This is a genomic window from Vreelandella sp. ssv, assembly GCF_059448525.1.
Genome location: NZ_CM182545.1, coordinates 131055 through 151026 on the forward strand (window position 1 = coordinate 131055; position 19972 = coordinate 151026).

The 19972-nt window shown below is 56.4% G+C and carries 17 protein-coding genes; 4 read left to right on the forward strand and 13 right to left on the reverse strand.

Annotated features, from left to right (window positions below; genetic code table 11):
- Positions 1–63: 63 nt before the first annotated feature.
- Positions 64–1896: a putative bifunctional diguanylate cyclase/phosphodiesterase gene (locus tag AC5TBW_RS00600; protein WP_495510267.1), complete on the forward strand. Its 1833-nt coding sequence runs from the start codon at positions 64–66 to the stop codon at positions 1894–1896.
- Here AC5TBW_RS00600 and AC5TBW_RS00605 read toward each other — a convergent pair.
- The 9 genes from AC5TBW_RS00605 to AC5TBW_RS00645 form a co-directional block, all read right to left on the reverse strand.
- The gene (locus AC5TBW_RS00605) at positions 1893–2399 is read right to left on the reverse strand and encodes a DUF2878 family protein (RefSeq protein WP_495510268.1); all 507 of its coding nucleotides are present in this window, start codon (positions 2397–2399) and stop codon (positions 1893–1895) included. The genes AC5TBW_RS00600 and AC5TBW_RS00605 overlap by 4 nt on opposite strands.
- Positions 2400–3668, reverse strand: a complete 1269-nt coding sequence (locus AC5TBW_RS00610) for a class I SAM-dependent methyltransferase (protein ID WP_495510269.1) — start codon at positions 3666–3668, stop codon at positions 2400–2402. It lies immediately after the preceding gene.
- Entirely contained in the window at positions 3665–4429 is a 765-nt protein-coding gene (locus AC5TBW_RS00615; RefSeq protein WP_495510270.1) for a DUF1365 domain-containing protein, read from the reverse strand. The genes AC5TBW_RS00610 and AC5TBW_RS00615 overlap by 4 nt, the downstream gene beginning before the upstream one ends.
- Positions 4426–5790: an NAD(P)/FAD-dependent oxidoreductase gene (locus AC5TBW_RS00620; protein ID WP_495510271.1), complete on the reverse strand. Its 1365-nt coding sequence runs from the start codon at positions 5788–5790 to the stop codon at positions 4426–4428. Before AC5TBW_RS00620 ends, AC5TBW_RS00615 begins: the two co-directional genes overlap by 4 nt.
- A complete protein-coding gene (locus AC5TBW_RS00625; protein ID WP_495510272.1) occupies positions 5787–6572 on the reverse strand; it encodes an SDR family NAD(P)-dependent oxidoreductase in 786 nt (261 codons plus the stop codon). Before AC5TBW_RS00625 ends, AC5TBW_RS00620 begins: the two co-directional genes overlap by 4 nt.
- 36 nt (positions 6573–6608) lie before the next feature.
- Positions 6609–7040 (reverse strand): nuclear transport factor 2 family protein, encoded by a 432-nt coding sequence (locus tag AC5TBW_RS00630; protein ID WP_495510273.1) that lies wholly within the window; start codon positions 7038–7040, stop codon positions 6609–6611.
- Positions 7041–7085: 45 nt separating this feature from the next.
- Positions 7086–8498: a deoxyribodipyrimidine photo-lyase gene (gene phrB / locus AC5TBW_RS00635; protein WP_495511890.1), complete on the reverse strand. Its 1413-nt coding sequence runs from the start codon at positions 8496–8498 to the stop codon at positions 7086–7088.
- 85 nt (positions 8499–8583) lie between these two features.
- Entirely contained in the window at positions 8584–9504 is a 921-nt protein-coding gene (locus AC5TBW_RS00640) for a MerR family transcriptional regulator (RefSeq protein ID WP_495510274.1), read from the reverse strand.
- Between the two features lie 206 nt (positions 9505–9710).
- Complete coding sequence (locus AC5TBW_RS00645; RefSeq protein ID WP_495510275.1) at positions 9711–10769, reverse strand: NAD(P)/FAD-dependent oxidoreductase; 1059 nt, start codon at positions 10767–10769, stop codon at positions 9711–9713.
- Between the two features lie 147 nt (positions 10770–10916).
- On the opposite strand from AC5TBW_RS00645, the gene AC5TBW_RS00650 reads away from it, so the two are divergent.
- Entirely contained in the window at positions 10917–11819 is a 903-nt protein-coding gene (locus tag AC5TBW_RS00650) for a TIGR01777 family oxidoreductase (protein ID WP_495510276.1), read from the forward strand.
- Here AC5TBW_RS00650 and rapA read toward each other — a convergent pair.
- Together rapA and AC5TBW_RS00660 are read right to left on the reverse strand one after the other, a co-directional pair.
- On the reverse strand, positions 11816–14761 hold the full coding sequence (gene rapA, locus AC5TBW_RS00655; protein WP_495510277.1) for an RNA polymerase-associated protein RapA: 2946 nt from the start codon (positions 14759–14761) through the stop codon (positions 11816–11818). The two genes, AC5TBW_RS00650 and rapA, sit on opposite strands and share 4 nt — an antisense overlap.
- Positions 14762–14874: 113 nt before the next feature.
- Positions 14875–15678: a redoxin family protein gene (locus tag AC5TBW_RS00660; RefSeq protein ID WP_495510278.1), complete on the reverse strand. Its 804-nt coding sequence runs from the start codon at positions 15676–15678 to the stop codon at positions 14875–14877.
- 116 nt (positions 15679–15794) lie between these two features.
- Between AC5TBW_RS00660 and AC5TBW_RS00665 the strand changes: the two genes are divergently transcribed.
- Together AC5TBW_RS00665 and AC5TBW_RS00670 are read left to right on the forward strand one after the other, a co-directional pair.
- Positions 15795–16049, forward strand: coding sequence for a hypothetical protein (locus AC5TBW_RS00665; RefSeq protein WP_495510279.1), 255 nt, complete (start codon positions 15795–15797; stop codon positions 16047–16049).
- A gap of 299 nt (positions 16050–16348) precedes the next feature.
- Positions 16349–17557: an ABC transporter substrate-binding protein gene (locus AC5TBW_RS00670; RefSeq protein WP_495510280.1), complete on the forward strand. Its 1209-nt coding sequence runs from the start codon at positions 16349–16351 to the stop codon at positions 17555–17557.
- A 77-nt stretch (positions 17558–17634) separates the two neighbouring features.
- On the opposite strand, the gene AC5TBW_RS00675 is transcribed toward AC5TBW_RS00670, so the two are convergent.
- Together AC5TBW_RS00675 and AC5TBW_RS00680 are read right to left on the reverse strand one after the other, a co-directional pair.
- Positions 17635–18960 carry a branched-chain amino acid ABC transporter permease gene (locus AC5TBW_RS00675; RefSeq protein WP_495510281.1) on the reverse strand — a complete coding sequence of 442 codons (1326 nt, stop codon included), beginning with the start codon at positions 18958–18960 and terminating at the stop codon, positions 17635–17637.
- Positions 18960–19964: a branched-chain amino acid ABC transporter permease gene (locus AC5TBW_RS00680; protein WP_495510282.1), complete on the reverse strand. Its 1005-nt coding sequence runs from the start codon at positions 19962–19964 to the stop codon at positions 18960–18962. The genes AC5TBW_RS00675 and AC5TBW_RS00680 overlap by 1 nt, the downstream gene beginning before the upstream one ends.
- Between the last annotated feature and the right edge of the window lie 8 nt (positions 19965–19972).

The window sequence follows — 19972 nt, forward strand, 5'->3', positions numbered from 1 at the left end:
TGATTGACGTTTTGAACGTTATTTTAATCAACCTTTACTTTGCAAAGGGTGTGTTGAATTTTCATGTGGCTCACTGGTTCTCTTAATCGTCCGTTAGTTTGGGTCGCCCTCATGGCTCTCCCCGCCTGCGTTTGGATCCCCGATACGACACTACGCATGGTGGCCGCCACGCTGGTCGCGGCTGGACTGTGGGACGCTTGGAATCAAATGCGTCAACAGCGATTACGCCTGCGATTGACGCAGGATGCACTAGGTCTGACCAGCGATGCCATGGTGATCTGCGATTTACATAACCGTGTTATCACGGTAAACCCAGCGTTTACTGAAATTACGGGCTACAACAGTCAGGAAGTCGTGGGTCTTAAATTAGAAACACTGGCGGCCCCTCGCCACGATAAAGCCTTTTATCAAACGTTCTGGAGTACGCTGAAAAGTACCGGCCGATGGGAAGGCGAAATGTGGAACCGCCGTAAGCACGGCGACGAGTACCCCGAGTGGTTAAAAGTACGTGCCGTGACCGACAAGCGGGGAAAAATAACGCATTTTGTCAACCTGTTCACCGATATTTCGGCACAAAAGGCGCGTGAGCGCGATTTGCGCCGCATCGGCTACGAAGACCCCCTCACCGGGCTACCCAATCGCCGTCGCCTTCACGACTTGCTTGCCTCGCGGCTGCGCCATCTGCGCGCAGGGGAGAGCCTGGACATGGCGCTAGTGGATATTGATGGGTTGAAATCGGTCAACGACAGCCTGGGGGTCGAACAGGGTGATCGCTTGTTAGCACGCTTTGCCCAGCGGCTAACCAGTTTTGTAGCAGGCAGTATTGTGGGCCGTTTAGGCGGCGATGAGTTTATGGTGATTCGCACCACTACCTTTGACGATCACGAGCCCTGGGTCGCAACATTGCGCGAGCATATGAGTCGGCCGTTTGAAATTAATGATCAATCGTTGCGCTTAGGCCTAACGATCGGCAGCTGTCGAGCGCCCGAAGATGGCAACGATTCGGGTGTGCTTTTCCAGAGATTAGAGTCGGCGCTCTATAGCGCCAAGCGGCTTGGACGTAACCATAGCCAGCGTTTTCGTCCGGCGCTAGATAAGCAGGACAATCCTCAACTGGCATTGGTCAGCGATCTGCGTGCCGCGATTATTTCCGGTGATCAGTTGGAGTTGCATTATCAAACCCAGCATGAACCTAGTAGCGGAGAGTTGGTCGGTATGGAAGCGCTACTGCGCTGGCGCCACCCCCAAGATGGCATGATCTCACCCGGTGACTTCATTCCGCTGGCGGAGCGGCACGGCTTAATGTCCCAATTGGGTGCCTGGGTGATCGAAAAAGCCTGTGCCCAGCAGGCACATTGGCACAATAGCACCATGCCGAAACTGACTATTTGGGTCAACATCTCGGCATTACAACTCTTTCAGGGTGATCTGGAAAGCCAGTTAGCAAGCTGTCTTAAGCGCTACCAGCTCAAGCCTTCTCAGATTGGCTTGGAGTTGACCGAGTCGGTACTGTTGGATGAGCGAGCGGGTGATATGGGACCGCGCCTGCAAGCGCTCCGTGACCAAGGCTTTGCGATTGCGATTGACGATTTTGGTACCGGTTATTCGTCGCTCGGCTACTTGAAACGCTTACCGGTAGATAAGATAAAGCTAGACCGTGCGTTCATTAAAGAGCTGCCCCATGAGCAGGCAGATGCTTCCATCGTCAAGGCAGTCTTAGCGATGGCAAAAGGGATGGGGCTCGGGGTGATTGCCGAAGGCGTAGAGACCAAAGAGCAGTGTCAGTTTTTGGTTAATGCCGGATGCACCTCTGTACAGGGGTTCTACTTTGCTCGGCCATTGTCCGCCGAAGAGCTGGAAAAACGTTTGACTCCTGCACCCGTACCCACCTCTTAAGCGTTAAGATCAGACCTTAGATAGCGGCTGATACCAACACACAGCATCGCCCATACCAGTGCGTGAACGGGAAGTAACCAAGGTGCCAGTGTCACCTCTGACAGAAGCGCGCCACCATAATAAGAAAGCGGGCCACTGACGGCACCACAAAGCGCTGCTAGCAGCGGGTAGCGCCACAGCCAAGCGAGCGAGTGGTATACCAGGGTGGCAAACAATGGCCACAGCATCCATAGCCAGAGTGGCAACAGCCCCGCTACTAGCGCTTGGTCATTGAAATAAAAGCCCCCCAGTAGGTGCAAACCCCCATCAATAAAGAGCCCGAGCAGAGCAAAGCCGGCAATAAATCGCCACTCGCCGGGTAAGGCGCAGCGCCATAGGTGCCAGGCTAACAAGCTGCTACCCGCCAGGGCTGCAACCCATGAGCCGCCTATTACGCATAGCAGCCAGCCAGCTTCAAAACGCAGGGCATTTAGCAGGAGCGCTTGCCATCTGCGGGTGGCCATTCAGAGCACGCCTGTGAGAAGAATTGGCTTCGCCGCCGGTTTGGCCAGTAATAAGTGGCAGGTGCCGATGGAGCGCTCGATAAAACCACCCTCGCAGTAACACAAATAGTAACGCCACATGCGTATGAAGCGCTCGTCATAACCCAGTGCATGTACTTGCTCCAGGCTCGCTTCAAAGCGGTGACGCCATTCACGCAACGTGCGCGCGTAATGAGGACCAATTTCATCCAATGCAATCACATTTAATGACGTTTTACGCATCATGCTACTCAGCATGGCGTGGTGTGAGGGGAGAAAACCTCCAGGAAAGATATAGCGCTTAATGAAGTCCATGTCGCGCTTGGCCTCTTCAAAGCGCTGGTCACGGATAGTGATGGCTTGCAGCATGGCCTGGCCATCGTCGGTTAGCAGACTATCCAGCTTACTGAGGTAAGTGTCCAGATACTGGTGCCCCACCGCCTCAATCATCTCGACTGAAATGAGCCGATCATAGAGGCCGGTTAATTCACGATAATCTTGTTTAAGCAGGGTGATTCGATCGGTTAGGCCCTCTTCCTGAATACGCCGTTGAGTATAGGCATACTGTTCATCGGATATCGTTGTCGTGGTGACACGGCAGCCACGGGTTTTGGCTGCATGAATCGCTAATCCTCCCCAGCCCGTGCCAATTTCCAACAGATGATGCTCCGGCTGCACATCAAGTTTTGCCAGCATCAGGTCAAGCTTGTAGGTGGAAGCTTCTTCCAGCGTGGCATCAGGAGAGGGGAAAATAGCGCTTGAATACATCCAGTGTTGACGATCCAAAAACGTTGAAAACAGGTCGTTGCCAATATCGTAATGGGCCGAAATGTTACGTTTAGAGCCACCAATGCTATTGCGCTGAAAGCGGTAGGCGGCCGCTAGTAACCAACGGCCAAGGCGGGCGCTACCATTTTCCATTCGTCCGTTAACCTGTTCAAGGTTGGCAGCGAACAGGCGAACCAAAGCGACCAGGTCGTCAGCGTCCCAATCTCCGTCCATATATGATTCGGCCGCGCCAACGGTACCGCCAAATGCCAAGCGCTTCCAGGCCCGGCAGTGGCGTATCACTACGGTCACTTGCAGTGGGCCTTGTTGGCCTAAGTGATGGCACTCATTACCCTCTATCAGGGTAATACGACCACAGCGGAAGGTGGTCAGTTGATCCATTAGACGTGATTTTAGCCACTTGGTTAAGCGGCTTGGCACAACTGGTTGCTGGTTCGCGGGTGTGGAACGCAGGATCGTCACTTTGCAGTCTCCTTGCGCTTGGGGTGGTCATGAACGGGTACGCGCTTCAGCCACAGGCGTAGCGCTTCAAAATGAATGCCGGTAATGGTTTTCAAACTCATCCAAGGCTGGCGTGCCAGGGTTTTTATCAATGCGCCTCGGGTGGCAGGTGACGCATCTAGGGTTAACGTGGCATCAAAATGGCAGTGTTGATCCTGCCAGTTCTCCATGTGTAAAAAGAGCTTTTTGCCGGGAGCATTAAATTTCCAGCGATAGGTCATATCCATGGGATTGAAAGGCGAAACATGTAGGTCTTTATCGAAATGCGCCTGGTGGCTATGACGTGAAGGATCCACAGCGCTGGCGTATTGGGTGCGCTCACGCCAGGGCGTGTTAGTGACTTCACTCAATACTGCCGCTAGCCTGCCCAGGTGGTCGTAGGCGTAATAGACGGAAATAGGGTTAAACATGCAGCCGAGCGTGCGCAGTTGGGTGAGCACGTAAATACGGCCATTAGGGGCACTGCCCAACTGGCGCACAAGTTCTTCGCGTACAGCCGTTTTCAGCGGCCGATCAGTCGGGCCTAGATAGTCTTCACGCCGAAACCGGGCCAACGCAGGCCGGCGAGCGCTAAAACCAGGCACTTTATCAAAGAGATCGGGCAGTTCATCCAGATCTAACCACACCATCCATATCTGATAACTAAAGGTATGTGATTTTGGCGTGAATCGACGGTGGCGCAAGGTGCCGCGATAAATGCGTGAGCGTGGTATGGCGATCATCCCAGACCCTCTACGCCCTGCGGCGTTAGCAGCTCATGGGCAGGCAGTGCGGAAGGTTGTGCAGGGGGCGGGGCCGCCTCATCACACCCCAAGGCCTGCGCCACCCGTAGGGCACTCCACACGCCGTCTTCATGAAAGCCGTTACGCCAGTAGGCGCCGCAAAAGTGAGTGCGATGGACTATCGACGAGATCTCCGCATGGCGATCCTGAGCCGCTTGACCTGCCAAGGTAAACTGCGGGTGCGCGTAGTTATAGCGGCCAAGCACCTTGCTGGGATCAATGCTGTCGCTGTCATTTAACGTGACGCAAAACGTAGTGTCACTGTCTATGCGCTGCAAGATATTCATATCGTAAGTGACCGATACCCGCGCTTCAGCCTCGCGCTGATCCAGGCGGTAATTCCAGCTCGCCCAGGCGCGCTTGCGCCGCGGCAGCAGTGCGGTATCAGTATGCAGCACCACCTCGTTATCCTGATATGGCATGGCGCCGAGCACCGCATTTTCCGCGTCGCTGGCATCGTCCAGCATCGCCAAGGCCTGATCCGCGTGGCAAGCGATCACTACCTGATCAAAGCGCTGGGTACTGGAAGGCGTGGTGATAGCCACCCCCGTGCTGTCGCGGGTAATCCGGGTGACCGGTGTATTGAGGTGAATGCGCGATGCATAGGGCGCCGTCAGGCTGGGGATATAGCTTTTCGAACCGCCTACTAGGGTGTGCCACTGGGGGCGGTGGTTGACCGATAGCAGGCCGTGATTACGGAAAAAACGCACAAAAAACGCCAGCGGGAAGGCGCGTAAATCACTGATGCTGGCCGACCAAATGGCGGCCCCCATGGGCAGTAGATAGCGCTGCTGAAAATCACGGTTGTAGTGGTGGCGGTCCAGGTACTCACCCAGCGTCATATGCTCGGGGAGCTGTTGGCTCTCCAGCGCTTTGGTGGCCTGCTTGTTAAAGCGCAGAATGTCACCCAGCAGGCGGTAAAAAGAGGGGTTAAATAAATTGCGTCGTTGGGCAAACAGCGAGCCCAAAGTATGCCCGTTGTACTCAAAGTCCCGCGCTGTCTCATGTACCGAGAAGCTCATTTCGGTGGCTTGTGAAGCGACACCCAGGGTGGCCATCAGGCGCTGAAAATGCGGATAGGTCCAGTCGTTAAAGACAATAAAGCCAGTATCGATAGCGTACGATTGCCCCTCAACGTTCACATCCATGGTGGCGGTGTGTCCCCCTAGGCGTGAATCCGCTTCAAACAGCGTGACCTCATGCTGGGCAGAAAGGTACCAGCCCGCGGCCATGCCGCTAATGCCGCTGCCGACAATGGCAATTCGTTGAGAGCCACCAGCGCTTTGTGACGAGCCTTTCATGATGACTCCTTTTGGGGACGGGTCATGCGCAGGCCAATCTGACGGCGCAGGGCGGGTGGTAAAATCCCTAGTAGTTTGACGATATAGGTAAAGCGGCGCGGGAAATGGATATCCAGCCGGCCTTTCACCAGGCCTGCAATAATCGCATCTGCTGCTTGGTCGGCTGTCACCTGCATCGGCATGGGGAAGTCGTTACGTTCGGTAAGTGGCGTTTTCACAAAGCCGGGGTGGATAAGGCTGACATCAATGCCTTCCTGATCAAGATCTAAACGCAGCGATTCCAGAAAGTAGCTTATGGCCGCTTTAGACGCGCCATAAGCTTCCGCGCGGGGTAGCGGTAAATAGGCCGACGCGCTGGAAGTGGCGGCTAGCCGGGCAGGCAAGCCCTCACGTCGAGCTGCCCGCAACAGGGGCAGGGCGGCTTCGACACCGTACAAGGTGCCGAAGAGATTCGGTTTAAAAACCCGCTCGACTAAATCCATATCAAACTGCTGAGCGTTAAGGTATTCGCAGGTGCCGGCGTTGAACAGCGCCAGATCTAACGCCCCTAGGCGCTCACGGATAATCTCGGTAGCGCCCAGTACCGCTTGGCGGTCGCTAATATCAAGTGGGAGAGGATGCGCATTAGGGTGATCCTGGCATAGCGCTTCTAGTGCCTCGGCGTTGCGTGCGCTAAGTACTACTTGGTGGCCTTGGGCGATGAGTTTACGCGCCAGTGCCTCGCCAATGCCTGAAGTAGCACCGGTTAACCAAATGCGTTGGGGCGTTTTCCATGTACTCATCAATCCTCCTAGTGCGCCCCGCCGATTCAATAAGGTTTAGGCAAGGCGTTTTTTTAACCAGCGAATGACGCTTCCCATCAACGGTAAGTGTTCGTAGAGCATGGCACCGGTATCGAAGTAGTCACGGTGCTGCGAGACGCGCCCATCATCGGCAAATATCAGTGCACTGCATCCCTCTACTTCTATCCTACGTCCGGAAGCTAGTTTTGGATGCACGAAAGACATGGTCCAGGTAACAAATGCCTGCTGCCCCTGCATCTGTTGAGTGTGGTAAGTAAAACGGCACTGTTCGACATTCTCGTACATGCTTGAAAAGTAACGTTCTAGCGCCGCGCGACCTTCGATGTGGTGCAACGGGTCGCTAAAAACAACATTGTCAGTATATACCTCGTATAGCTTTTCTGTACAGGTATTGTCTAGCTTGTTGAAGAAGGCGCAAAACGCTTCCAATGCCGCTGGCTCTGCCATGACAAGTCTCCTTTCTTGATGCCGTCATGAAGTCGCTAAAGAGGTTTATTTAGACAGCGATTTAAACGCCTCTAAGGCGCGCTGGCGTGCAGCTTTGTGGTCGACAATCGGCGCTGGGTAGGCGATATCGGTGAGTAGGTCTTGTGGCGGTGCATGGCGCGCCTTGGCAGGTAACTCAGCAAGTTCGGGAAGCCAGTGGGCAATAAACTCACCCTCAGCGTCAAAGCGAGTGGATTGGGTGGTGGGGTTAAAAATGCGAAAGTAAGGTGCGGCATCGGTGCCCGTTGAAGCTGCCCACTGCCAGCCACCGTTGTTGGCGCAAAACTCACCATCCACTAAATGCTCCATAAAGAAGGCCTCGCCGCGCCGCCAATCAATCAGCAGGTGCTTGCTTAAAAACATCGCTGTCACCATGCGTAAACGGTTGTGCATCCAGCCGGTGGTGACCAGTTGGCGCATCGCAGCATCGACTATCGGGTAGCCCGTTCGCCCCTCACACCATGCTTGAAATCCCTCATCATCGTTGCGCCAGGCTAACTGCTTAGTGTGCTCCTGAAAGGGTTGGTAGCGGCACACTTTGGGAAAGCCCACTGCCACATGCTGATAAAATTCGCGCCAGACCAGCTCATTGACCCAGGTTGTAAGGCCAATATCGCCATCGGCCAAATGGCCACCGTTTTCACTCATCACCGCTTGCAAGCACTGGCGATAAGAAATCATGCCTAGTGCCAAGTACGGTGAAAGCTCGCTGGTACCGCGTACCTTGGGCAGATCGCGCTGGGCCTTATAGTGGCGGCCACGAAAGCGTAGAAAACGGGCCAAGTTATCCGCAGCGGCATTTTCACCGGCAGGCCAAAGGCGACCGTCAACCGGCGTGCAGGCAAGTTCGGGCATTGCGGGCAGCGGGTCGCTCTCAATCGCCAGCGCCGTTTGCACCTTTGGCGTATCGCGCAGTGCCAACTGCTGGTTGCTAACTTGCTTATGCCACGCCTTGGAAAACGGCGTAAATACTCCGTAGTAGTCGCCTTTGCCGGTGAGCAGGCTGCCAGGGGCAAAGGCCACGGCATCGTGGTAGCCATGGGCGGCAATACCGGCTTTTCCAAAGGCTCTCTGCACGGCCTGGTCTCGGTGCCTCTCATTAAGAGCGTACTCGTAATTGAAGTGCAACTGCTCTATGTCATGCTCGCGTGCAATCTCAAGCAGCGCTTCAGGTGCCTGATCATAGCGTTCAATATCGCGATGCAGCAGCGGAATATTCAGCCCGTTGAGTGCAGCTTTTACGGAAGCCACGCCGCGAGCCCAAAAATCCAGCTTGTTGGCACCGTGCCCGTGGTCTTGCCACTGGGGTATGCTGCGCAAAAACACCGCTATGACGGGACCTTTAGCCGCGGCGGCGGCCAGTGCGCTGTTATCGTCAATGCGCAGGTCGCTGCGCAGCCAAATTAACTGCCGATTCATAGGCTTTCCTGTCATAAGGGGCTCCTGCGGCACAAAAAAATGGCCGGTCGCCAGAGGGCGAACGGCCAGGGTAAGAGCGGACTGGTTACAGTACGCCAGACTCGCGTAATAGCGGCCGCAAGCGAGCAATCGCCTGGGGCAGATCATCCCCAAGCAAGTGTACCGGGCCATCGCGCAGGTCGGCTTCGCGGAGACGAGCCACTTCGCCACACACGCCAATTGGGACGTTTAACGTCTCGGCCGCCTTGGGCAACGCTTGGTGAATATAGCTATCACTTTCTCGCTGACCGCTAGACAGCAGCACCATCGATGAGTGTAGCCGCGCGACTGCCTGAGGAAGGTCCTCAAGCGGCAGGGAGTGGTCAAGCATCTGCACTCGGTAGCCCTGCTCGCTGGCCATCAGTGCCGACATCAACACCCACAGCGGGCCGGGGTCGTCGGGCATGGCGTTGAGCAGAACCAGCGGGCCACGGGTAGCTTGGTTGGCATAATGTAAGCGGATACCCACCTGGCTGCGCAAAAAAGCTTCCAACGTGCGTCGAACTAGCTGATCTGCTTGAATGGCCCACTTTGCTTCCAGACTAAGAATAACCGGTTGCCATAGCTCATTAATCGTAATACTGAGCGGGTAGAGCGCCAAACTCTGGTGATAAAAAGCCTCTAGTTTGGGCAGGTCTAACGCTTCGATGATGGTTTGTAGTTGCTGGCGCTGGCTAGCCCAGTCGCCTGCATCGGGCGTAGGCGTCTCAATTGTTTCTGGCTGGTCAAGCAAGTCGGCGACCTGACTGACCGGCACACCACGATTGAGCCACTGTAAAATACGTTCAATTCGAGTGATATCGTCCTGAGCGTAAAGCCGATGACCTTTGGGAGTGCGCTGGGGGCGAATTAACCCATAACGTCGTTCCCAGGCGCGAAGCGTGACCGAATTAACGCCTGTCAGTCGAGACACTTCGCGTATCGGATAGAGTGGCGTATCGGGTGGGTGGGTCACCTTGAGACTCATGGACGCCAGTACCTCTTCGTTGGCTGCAGCGCGGTACTGCAGGGGCCTGTCATGGTTCGCCGCGGCGAAGGTGATTCATGTTCCATTTAAAGGTTGCCTGATTTAAAAACTTAACATTAGCACGATACTGTATGCCCATTTGTACAACTTGTCGCTACTCGGTACAACCTTTATAGGAATCCTTCTTAATCATTTAAGCCCCGTGCTTATTGAACCGACCGGCCTACTAGTGCTTCTCCTAAACGGTGTCCGGATAGCCAGGCATCCTCAACGCGACCGTCACGAAAGCTGTCACCGCATAGCGCCAAACCGTTGGCACTGTATAAGTAATCATATTCGCAAGGAATTGAGGGCTGCGCATAGCGCCAGCGATGAGCACCCGTTTCAATCAGCCGGGGGAGCGTGGCGGAAGGTGGGAAAACACGTTTCAGGGCGGTGAGTAGTTGTTCTGCCACCCACTCGGCAGGCTGCTCTAAATGGGCTTCGCTCCACTCAAGCTGTGCCAAAAGGCTAACGCTTTCCGGCTGTGTGTCGCGACCTGGTTTGGTTTGATTACGGGATACTATATTAAGGGCTGGATGCGCAAGGCGCGCCATCTGCCAGTCCGGGTCAACACCGGGTACGGCAGGAAGCGGCCCGTCAAAAATTGCCCATCCCGCCCAACAGGCCCGCTGTTCTCGTGATAAACACGCCGCTGCCAGAGTGTCGTCCCATGGTTCGATTAGCGCATGGGCCTGGGGAGGCGGCGCGTTAATCACGACTTGGTCGTAGGGCCCGTGGCGAGTTCCGTCAGCATCTACTAGCAGCCAGCCGTTGGGCGCGGGGATGAGCTTGTCGATGGGTGTGCCGGTATGCAGCTCTGCATTGGGCTGGGCCGTTAGCGAATCGGCCATATAGCGCGTCAAGGCACTCATTCTGGGCGCACCGGTGTAGCGCTTTTGGCCATCATTGTGCGCCTGCCAGCCGCTTGAACTAGCCTGATAGGTACGGGCCGGCCAAGCGGCTATGCAGCCAGCGGCGAGCCACTCATCGACGGCGCCTTGAAAATCTGCGTCGCGCACGCTAAAGGCCTGGGCGCCTAAATCAAGCGTCGCGCCGGGTCTGCGTTTACTCGACATGCGCCCACCGGGGCCGCGGGCTTTATCAAATAAGGTGACGCTGGCGCCGCTGCTGGTCAGGACCTGCCCACAGGCAAGTCCTGCGATGCCAGCGCCAATAACAGCGACTGAGTGATGGGTAGTAAGCGGCGGTAGCGGTTTAGCCATGAGCACTCGCAACTGTAGAAAGAGGTCGAATTAATCGTTGTGGAAGCGCATGGTATCAGTTGTGTATAAATATCGTACAATTTAGTTATCGATTAATGTATCTCGCTAAACTGACACCTAACAATGCCACTAAATAGGAGTAATTCCATGCGCGTACTAGTGACCGGAGGCAGTGGCTTTGTCGGCCAGCGTCTATGCCGACAGTTAGCCGAACAAGGCCACGAGGTGCAGGTGGTTTCCCGCTCGCCCCACCAAGTGCGAGATCAATTGCCCAGCAGTTGCGATATTCGCGATAGTGCCCAGGCGTTTATCGAATCGCCGCCGGATGCGTTAATTAACCTGGCCGGTGAGCCCATCGCCGCCAAGCGCTGGAGCGAGGCGCAGAAAGCCAAGCTGATTAACTCCCGTGTGGCGGCAACCCAGCAACTGGTGGCGCTCTGCGAACAGCTGAAGGCCAACGGCCAGCCGCTGCCTAAGGTGATGGTGTCGGGTTCAGCGATGGGCTACTACGGCGATCAGGGCAAGCGCGTGGTAACCGAGGAGACCATGCCCAACGATGAGTTCGCCCATCGGCTGTGCAAGCAATGGGAGGCCGCCGCTAAACCCATTGAGGCCATGGGTGTGCGGTTGGCGATTGTGCGCATTGGCTTGGTGCTAGAGGCGGGTGGCGGTAGTCTTCAGAAAATGCTACCTCCGTTCAAGTTAGGATTGGGTGGTCGTTTTGGTAGCGGTGAGCAGTTTATGCCGTGGATTCACCGCGACGATTTAGTCGCGGCGATCCTGTTCCTCATCGATCAAGAGGGTTTGAGCGGCCCCTTCAATGGCAGTGCGCCGCACCCGGTGACCAATGCCACCTTTACTAAAACCCTGGCCAAGCAGCTTAACCGCCCGGCCATTTTCCCAGTGCCCGCCTTTGTATTAAAAGCGGGTTTTGGGGAAATGTCGCGGCTGCTGCTCACCGGGGCCGATATGCGCCCCGCGCGCCTGGAAAAGGCAGGATTTAGCTTCCAATACCCTACTCTGGACAAGGCGCTTGAGGCGATTCTTTAGCGGTCAGCATCAACGGTGATAATCACCCGCACTGAATCAAGCCGCAGGCGGGTGTTCTCAATGGCTTCGCTGAGTGCCTTGCGCTCATCTTTAAGCGCGTCGATTTCTGCACTGCGCACCGCCGGGTTGTGCTCCGCCAGGGCGGTTAAGCGAGCAATCTCGGCGTCCAACTGAGTGCGCATACGCGCCTCGGCGTTCTCGACGATGCTGGGCAGCTGGCGCTCGGCTTCGCCTTCACCCTGCGTTAGCAGTTCACGCAGCTGGTCGTGACGGCTCTTGATCAAATCCCGTGCCAGCGACTTATTCACCTTCTGCAGGTTCTTGCCCAAGCCGGTGAAGGAGATTTTGCTGGTCAGGTTGGCGCCTGATTCATCCAGCAGTAAGCGCACCGCGGTGGGCGGTAGGAAGCGGTTAAGGTGCAGTTTCTTGGGCGCCGGGCAGTGGGTGCGGAACACCAGCTCGGCCATCAATCGACCGCTGGGAATAGCATCGTGGCGCAGCAGTGCGAGCGCCGAGTTGCCCATGGTGCCATCCAGCACGCGACCCATCATTTCCCGCAGCAATGGGTGCTCCCAGGAGAGCCGCTGAACATCGTCCCGCGCCAACGCTTGAGCGCGGCTGTAGGTGGCGGTAAAACCCTCTTCGCCTTTGACCAGACCCGGCAGCCCATCCAGCATATGTTGGCTGGGCTTTAGGTGCATTAAACCCTTGCCGATCTCCTGGCTCTCCACGCCGAAAATATCCAGCGCCCTTTCCAGGTAGCGAGGGAGCGCGGCGTCGTCATCAAGTTCACGCACGGCGTCGATGACCTGCTGAGCGTGGGCGGGGCGGCAAGCATTGAGCTCCAGCAGCCGGTTACGGCCCGCATCATGCTCCGCCAGCTTGGCGCTAAACATCGTACGGGTTTCGGCGATGATCTCGTCAAGCGCTTCATCATCCAGCAGGGCGTCGGCCAGGGCGTCGCCAAAAGCATCAAACAGCTCGTTGCCGACCCCATGAGGGGCGCTGAATGCATCCATACCTTCGTGGTACCAGCGCAGCAGGCGCTCACCGGGGCTGCCTTCGAAGGTCGGAATATGCAGTTCAATAGCGTGGCGTTGACCGATACGATCCAGGCGGCCAATTCGCTGCTCCAACTGATCAGGGTGCTGGGGCATATCGAACATGACCAGGTGGCGGCAGAACTGGAAGTTGCGCCCCTCAGAGCCAATTTCCGAGCAGACCAACACCTGTACACCCTCATCCTCATCAGCAAACGCCGCCGCCGCGCGGTCACGCTCTATCAGGGAAAGGTCTTCGTGGAACACTGGTGCGCGGTAGCCGCCCAGCACCCGTAGCCCTTCTGAAAGCCCTTCGGCGGTTTCCCGGTGGTGGGCAATGACCAGGACTTTTTCGTTAGCGAAGCCGCTCTCACTGTCGTCGCTGAGCTTTTCCAGCAGCCAGTTAACCCGGGGATCGATGTGCCACCAGTCTTCGCCGTTGAGCGGGTCATTGCTGAGCTCACGGTAGGCCGCATCGGGATAGATCAGCACGTCGGGGTGATCCATGCCGGTCTCAATCAACAGCTCGTCGAGGTAGTCGTCGTCACGTTCCAGGCGGCGCACCACCCGACGGTAGGCCGAAGGCAACGCTAAGGGCGCGAGGTTTAAGCGCCGTTCTGGGAAGCCGCCTACATGGCGGCGGCTGTTGCGGAACATTACTCGACCGGTACCGTGACGATCCAACAGCGCTTCACTTAACTGGGCGCGAGCGGTGTCCTGCTGCGCTTGGCTGGCTTCCGGGTTGCACAGAATGGCCAGCAGCGCCTGGCTGTCGCGGTCATCGGCTACCGCAGAAACATGAACACGGGCGCTAGGGTCATCGGGCAGCGCCTCCAGAGCATCAATGGCGCGGGCCACCTCGGTGTAATGGCTCTCTTCGGCCTTGAAGCGTTCAAGATCGTGGTAGCGCTCACTGTCCAGCAACCGCAGACGGGCAAAGTGGCTCTTGATGCCCATCTGCTCGGGGGTCGCGGTGAGCAGCAGCAGGCCGGGGATTACCGCCGACAGCTGCTCGACACATTGGTAGCCGGGGCCGCTACCCTCTTCACTCCAGTCGAGGTGGTGCGCTTCGTCGATGATCAGCAGGTCGAACTGACTGGCCAGCGCCTGCTCCTGGCGTTGCGGGTTGGCGAACAGCCAGCCTTGGCTGGCGAGTACCAGCTGCGCGCTCTCAAAAGGGTTGTAGCTGCCGTGGGCCTGACTTTGTGTTTCATCCAACAGCGTGACGTTGAGCGAGAAGCGTCGCAGTAACTCGACCAGCCACTGGTGCGTAAGGCTGTCGGGCACCAGAATCAGCGCCCGCTCAACGCGGCCGTTGAGCAGCAGGCGGTGCAGAATCAGGCCGGCTTCGATGGTTTTACCCAGGCCGACTTCATCCGCCAGCAATACGCGGGGCGCATGGCGGTTGGCGACTTCATCGGCAATATAGAGCTGGTGAGGAATCAGGTCGATACGCGGTCCGGAAAAGCCCAGCGCGCTGTGCTGCTCAATACGCTGATAGTGGTGCAGGGTACGAAAGCGCAAATCAAACCAGTCGTTGCGATCGACTTGGCCGGTCAGCAGGCGGTCCCGCGCTTGATCAAACTGCATGGTATCAGCGAGTTTGGCCTCGGGCAGTTCGCGCAGATTGCCCTCCTTGTCTTCACCGATATAGGTGATTAGGCCGTGGGTCTCTTTGCTATCGTCAACCACCATCTGCCAACCGTCGGCTGATAGGACACGGTCACCGCTGCCGAACATGACGCGGGTCAGCGGAGCCTGGCGGGTATTGTAGGTACGGGTTTCCTGACTGGCACTGAACAAAATGGTAACGCTACGGGCGTCGCAGTTAAGCACGGTGCCGAGCCCAAGCTCAGCTTCACCGTCGCTAATCCAGCGTTGGCCGGGAGAAAAATCGCTCATGATGCCTCGGAGGAGTCTGCAAAACGGGTCGACTGCCGCCGGAGGGGAGCATCGGCGGCAACAGGGCGGGGGATTCTAACGCAAAGCAGCGGGGGGATTAAGGTGTATCGGCATCAATCTTTTAACCAGCGGTCTAGATGAGCGCGGGTAAGTTCGCCCACATGTACCTCTAAGGTATTTCCCTGGCCATCGAATAAAACGGTAGTGGGCAGCCCCGGTGCTTCGAAAAGGGCCATTAACTGTTGGCTGGGGTCGCGCAGAGCATAGCGAAATTCAAGCTGCTGCTCATCCAGGTAGCGCACCATCGGCAGTAGGTCTTCGCCTTGGTTAGCCACCACCACGCTAACGCCATCGCGCTGAGCGGCCTCCTCAAGCAACGGCATTTCACGCAGGCAGGGTGGGCACCAGGTCGCCCACAGGTTGACGATAATCCGGTCAGCATTGTCGGTCAGTGAGGGCAGATGCACGTCATTGCCTTCCACATCCTCAAGGGTGACCTCAGGTAGGGCGTCAACCGCAAAGTCTTTACCCAGGGGCGCCAGGGTGACTAGCACCAGCCAGAGGCTGGAGGTGGCGACTAGCATGGCCATTGCACCGCCCATAGCCAATAACCGCGCCCGCAGCGTCCAGGCTGTCCATACCAAGCCTGCCGCCATCCCCCAGAGGCCGTGGTAGCCGGGTTGCCAGACTTTGAGCGCTTCAAGCGGGGTGTCGCTATAGCTATCCAGATGGAGCAGGATATGGCCCATCCGAGCGCCCACTAACCAAACAATAATAAGCCCGGTAAACCAGCGCTGCTGAGACGGGCGAGGTAGCCCTAACAAAAAGCGCGCGCAGAGCAGCAGAAATAGCGCGCAGCCAACGGCGTACAGGCGTGGTAGCGAAATCAGTAGCGGGCCGAGAGCAATGGCATTCATGGGTATCCCGTTCAGGTTTTCAACGTAGGTTTTTAATTCGGGTTTCCAGTTAAGCATGTCGTGAAGCAGGTACACTAGGAGACCATATCATTTGAGCTGAAAATTACGGAGACGTTATGCCCCCACCCGCTTTTGATAAGCTGCGCGCGTTAGCGATCGGCTCCCAAGCGATTGGCTTGATCCTGATAATGACGCTGGAAACGGTGATGGGCAATGCGGCCCGCCCTTGGCAGGGTGTGGTGCTCGCGGGCATGTTAGCCACGGCATTATCGATTGCACTGGTGCGTCTTTATCGACGCAATCTAGCGCGCAAGCGTTGGGCCGAACGCCTGGAAGCCAGCGACGAGTACGAAGAGCATGACGATGCCTAACGCCAATGGTTGAGCATGCTGGCGCTGTGCAGGGTGTTGGTGGGGGGCATCCACGCGGTGTAGGAAGAGGGTGTCCGGGTGCGCCTGCTGGTCGATGATATTGGCGCCATTTCAACGCTTGGTTAAGCCATAAACCCAAGTTTGAGAGCTGGCTGTAGACCATTTTGCGAAGTAGCGTTAGAAGCCGATGCTTGTGTTTTTGGCTTTCCAGTTCCAGATTAATAGCAGCCTTAACGATTGACCGCTGAGGCACACTAAAAAATGAATAACCTCTTACGACACTGGGAGCGACAAATAATATGATCAATAAGCGCGCATTAGCCACCGCTGTGGCGGCCTCAACCCTGGCAATGACCGGAATCGCACAGGCAGAGGTCAAAGTTGGCTTCTTGGGCGGCTTTACCGGGGGAATCGAAAGTTTAACACCACCCATTTTTGCAGGAGCGCAATTGGCCGTAGAGCAGGTCAATGAGCAGGGTGGCATTCTAGATGGCCAAACGTTGGTGATGTCGTCTGGCGATACCACCTGTTCCGATGCGTCGGCTGCTTCTAACGCCGCCGACCGTATGGTGAACTCTGAGAATGTGACAGCGATTGTCGGTGCACTATGTACGGGGGCAACCATTGCCGCGGCGAATAACGCCGCTATTCCCGGTGGTGTATTGATGGTTTCACCCGCTTCTACCGCTCCGGCAGTTTCAGAGCTGGATGACAACGATTTGGTGTTCCGTACCGTACCGTCTGACGCCTTCCAGGGTGAAATGCTGGCTAAGCTGCTGCTGGAGAAAGGGATTGATGCAGTGGCCGTTACTTACGTCAACAATGATTACGGTCAAGGGCTTTCGGATGCCTTTAGCGCTGCCTTTGAAGAGGGCGGTGGTGAAATTACCGAAAGTCTTGCTCACGAGGATAACCGTGCGGATTATCGTTCTGAGCTAGGTTCACTTTCTGTCAGTGGCGTTGATACTCTCGTTGTACTGGCCTATGCCGATACCTCTGGTCAAACGGTGCTGCGTCAAGCCTATGAAAGCGGCATGTTTACCCAGTACGTAGGCGCCGACGGTATGGTCGGCGATAGCCTTATTGAAGCCATTGGTGCGGATGTTCTGGACGGCATGATCGCTACTCGCCCCGGCAGTCCTGACCTGCCCGGTACCGATATCTTTATCGAAGCCGCCGAAGCAGCTGAGCTAGACCCCAGCGCAGTATTTGCCGCCCAAGCCTACGACGCAGCCTTTCTGATTGCATTGGCAATTGAGCAGAACGGCAGCGCTGACCGTGAAGGGCTTTCCGAAGCGCTGCGCAGCGTCTCAAGCGCCCCCGGCGAAGTCATTCTGCCCGGCGAGTGGGAAAAAGCGGTTGAGTTGATTGCCGCAGGTACCGATATTAACTACGAAGGCGCGTCTGGCTCTCATGAGTTTAATGAAAACGGCGACGTGCCTGGCGTGGTGGTAGAAATGGCTGTCGAAGAGGGCACCTTTACCAGCAAAGGTCAGGTTGATCTTTAAGCTTCCCGCTAAGCGTTAAAACAAATGCCCGGCTATTAGCAGCCGGGCATTTTTTTATGGGTCAGTAGGTGAGGGGATCAGCTATGACTTTTGATCTTCTCGGGTAGTAGCCCTTTGGGTGCAAAGCGCAGCACCAGGGTGATCAACAAACCAATCACCAGCACCCGTGCCTGAAGGGCGCGGCTATCTATATTGCTGGGCGCATCCCAGCCGAAAGTGCCTTCGCCAAAGGCCACGGCTAGCTGCATTAAGAACAGCGCCAGCGGCTCAGACATAATCCAGATGATATACACTGCTACTGCACCAAAAATGGTGCCCAGGTTATTACCCGGCCCGCCAAGAATCACCATCACCAGCACCAGGAACGTGTGATTGAGCGGTAAATAGCCCTGAGGATCAAAGAGGCTGTTAAAGGTACCCAGTATGCCGCCGCCGATGCCCATCAAAATGCAGCCAAGTACGAAGATCTCAAGGCGGCGTTTATTGATATCTTTGCCCATCGCAGCGGCAGAAATTTCGTTATCGCGAATCGCCCGGATCATACGGCCCCAAGGGGCGTTATAGGCGCGATTAAGCAGCAAGAAGATCACCGCAATGATCACCGCCGTAAACGAAAGGTAAATTGCTCGCGAGAGGGTAAACCCCAGCTCGGCTGGTCCCGGCGTTGGCCATGGCAGCGGTGACACCGTGGCGGTGCCGCGGGTCAGCCAGTCAGAGTTCTTCAAAAACGCCTTGATGATCTCGGCTATGCCCAGGGTAGCAATGGCCAGGTAATCGCTGCGTAAACCTAGGCAGATATGACCGATAAAGTAGCCCACGCCCCCCGCCAGCGCGCCACCGACAATCCAACCGATCCACGGCGGTAAGCCCAGCCCCCCAACAAAGCCTGCCTGGGTTTGAATGGCGCTGGTGACATCACGCAGTTGGTTAATGACCACGAGGTAAAGCACGATACCTAGCACCACCGCGAGAAACGTACGCAGAGGTGTGGGCATGCCTAAACGATCCAGCTTGCTGACAGCGACAATCAGTATGATAGAGGCAGCGCCATACAGCAGTACGCGACCTAGTTCCCCGGGCAGTGAAGTTCCCCAAAAGGCATCGTTAACCGGAACACTGAAGAACATCGCACAAAAGCCGCCCAAGGCGACAAACCCCATTACGCCTGCGTTGAACTGCCCCGCGTAGCCCCACTGAATGGTTAAGCCAAGTGCCAGGATGGCGTAACAAGCGGCTTCAACGAGCATTCGCGTGCTGTAAGCCGCCCCCATGGTGGCGTAAACCGCTAAAATAGCCACAAGCAGCACACTAAACAGGAGTAACTCGCGTAGCGGGAAGCGTCGCGCTTGAGTAGCGTCTTTTGGTGTGTAGTCCGGGTTGCGCGGTTTTGCTGAATTGCTCATTAGATCACCTTGCCCTTAAAGAGACCGGTGGGTCGCCACACCAGAATGGCGACCAGAATGAAAAACGGCACCACGATTTTGTACTCGGTGCCCACAAAGGCGAGGTTCGACGGTAGCTCCAGCCAGTCCGGTAGACTGTCGCGGAAGGGGCGCAGCAGCACGTTCCAGTTAAATACCGCCAGGGTTTCGGCAAAGCCGACCACAAAGCCACCCGCAATGGCGCCGTAAGGGTGGCCAACGCCGCCGACAATCGCAGCGGCAAAGATGGGCAGCAGTAGGAAAAAGCTCAAATCGGGCTTGAAGGTGACATCCAGGGAGAGCAGCGTACCGGCAATAGCGGCCAGCGCTCCTGCAATCATCCAGGTCACCGCCACAATGGTATTGGTATTAATACCCGATGCCTGGGCCAGCTCAGGGTTATCCGACATGGCACGCATTGCTTTACCTAACCGCGAACGGTTAAGGAAAAGGTGTAGTGCGACGACCGCAACGATGGTAATCACAAACAGATAAATCTGCGGTTCGGTAATCACAATCGGTGCCCGGACACCCTCGAAGGGCAGCGCAAGGCGGAAGATCTCTTTGCGGTCATCAACATACAAACTCTGCCCGCCAGTGCCCGAAAAGAGGCGAATCAAGCCCTGCAGGATCAGCGTGACACCCAGCGAGCCAATCACCAGCACTATGGGTTTAACGCCATGGGCGCGTAGCGGCTTATAGAAAGTCTTGTCGATACCTACGGCCAAGGCCGCCGTCAACAGCATTGCCAGCGGCAGCATTAAAACTGCGGTTGGCACGCCGAGGCTGGCGCCTGCAGCCGGAAACAGCGTCGTCAGCAGCAGCACCATAAAGGCGCCAAAGGTCATCATGTCGGCGTGGGCGAAGTGGGCAAAGCGCATGATACTGAAAATCAGCGTTACCCCAATGGCCCCGATGGCATAAATGGAGCCGCTCACGCTGCCCGAGATCACCACATTATTGATGAAAAAAACCAGTTCGTTCACGTATCTCT

Bases quoted from the DNA above. Each gene is read 5' to 3' on its own strand.
- AC5TBW_RS00600 (WP_495510267.1), top strand. From the start codon at position 64: ATGTGGCTCACTGGTTCTCTTAATCGTCCGTTAGTTTGGGTCGCCCTC.
- AC5TBW_RS00605 (WP_495510268.1), bottom strand. From the start codon at position 2,399: ATGGCCACCCGCAGATGGCAAGCGCTCCTGCTAAATGCCCTGCGTTTT.
- AC5TBW_RS00615 (WP_495510270.1), bottom strand. From the start codon at position 4,429: ATGATCGCCATACCACGCTCACGCATTTATCGCGGCACCTTGCGCCAC.
- AC5TBW_RS00620 (WP_495510271.1), bottom strand. From the start codon at position 5,790: ATGAAAGGCTCGTCACAAAGCGCTGGTGGCTCTCAACGAATTGCCATT.
- AC5TBW_RS00625 (WP_495510272.1), bottom strand. From the start codon at position 6,572: ATGAGTACATGGAAAACGCCCCAACGCATTTGGTTAACCGGTGCTACT.
- AC5TBW_RS00630 (WP_495510273.1), bottom strand. From the start codon at position 7,040: ATGGCAGAGCCAGCGGCATTGGAAGCGTTTTGCGCCTTCTTCAACAAG.
- phrB (WP_495511890.1), bottom strand. From the start codon at position 8,498: ATGAATCGGCAGTTAATTTGGCTGCGCAGCGACCTGCGCATTGACGAT.
- AC5TBW_RS00640 (WP_495510274.1), bottom strand. From the start codon at position 9,504: ATGAGTCTCAAGGTGACCCACCCACCCGATACGCCACTCTATCCGATA.
- AC5TBW_RS00645 (WP_495510275.1), bottom strand. From the start codon at position 10,769: ATGGCTAAACCGCTACCGCCGCTTACTACCCATCACTCAGTCGCTGTT.
- AC5TBW_RS00650 (WP_495510276.1), top strand. From the start codon at position 10,917: ATGCGCGTACTAGTGACCGGAGGCAGTGGCTTTGTCGGCCAGCGTCTA.
- rapA (WP_495510277.1), bottom strand. From the start codon at position 14,761: ATGAGCGATTTTTCTCCCGGCCAACGCTGGATTAGCGACGGTGAAGCT.
- AC5TBW_RS00660 (WP_495510278.1), bottom strand. From the start codon at position 15,678: ATGAATGCCATTGCTCTCGGCCCGCTACTGATTTCGCTACCACGCCTG.
- AC5TBW_RS00665 (WP_495510279.1), top strand. From the start codon at position 15,795: ATGCCCCCACCCGCTTTTGATAAGCTGCGCGCGTTAGCGATCGGCTCC.
- AC5TBW_RS00670 (WP_495510280.1), top strand. From the start codon at position 16,349: ATGATCAATAAGCGCGCATTAGCCACCGCTGTGGCGGCCTCAACCCTG.
- AC5TBW_RS00675 (WP_495510281.1), bottom strand. From the start codon at position 18,960: ATGAGCAATTCAGCAAAACCGCGCAACCCGGACTACACACCAAAAGAC.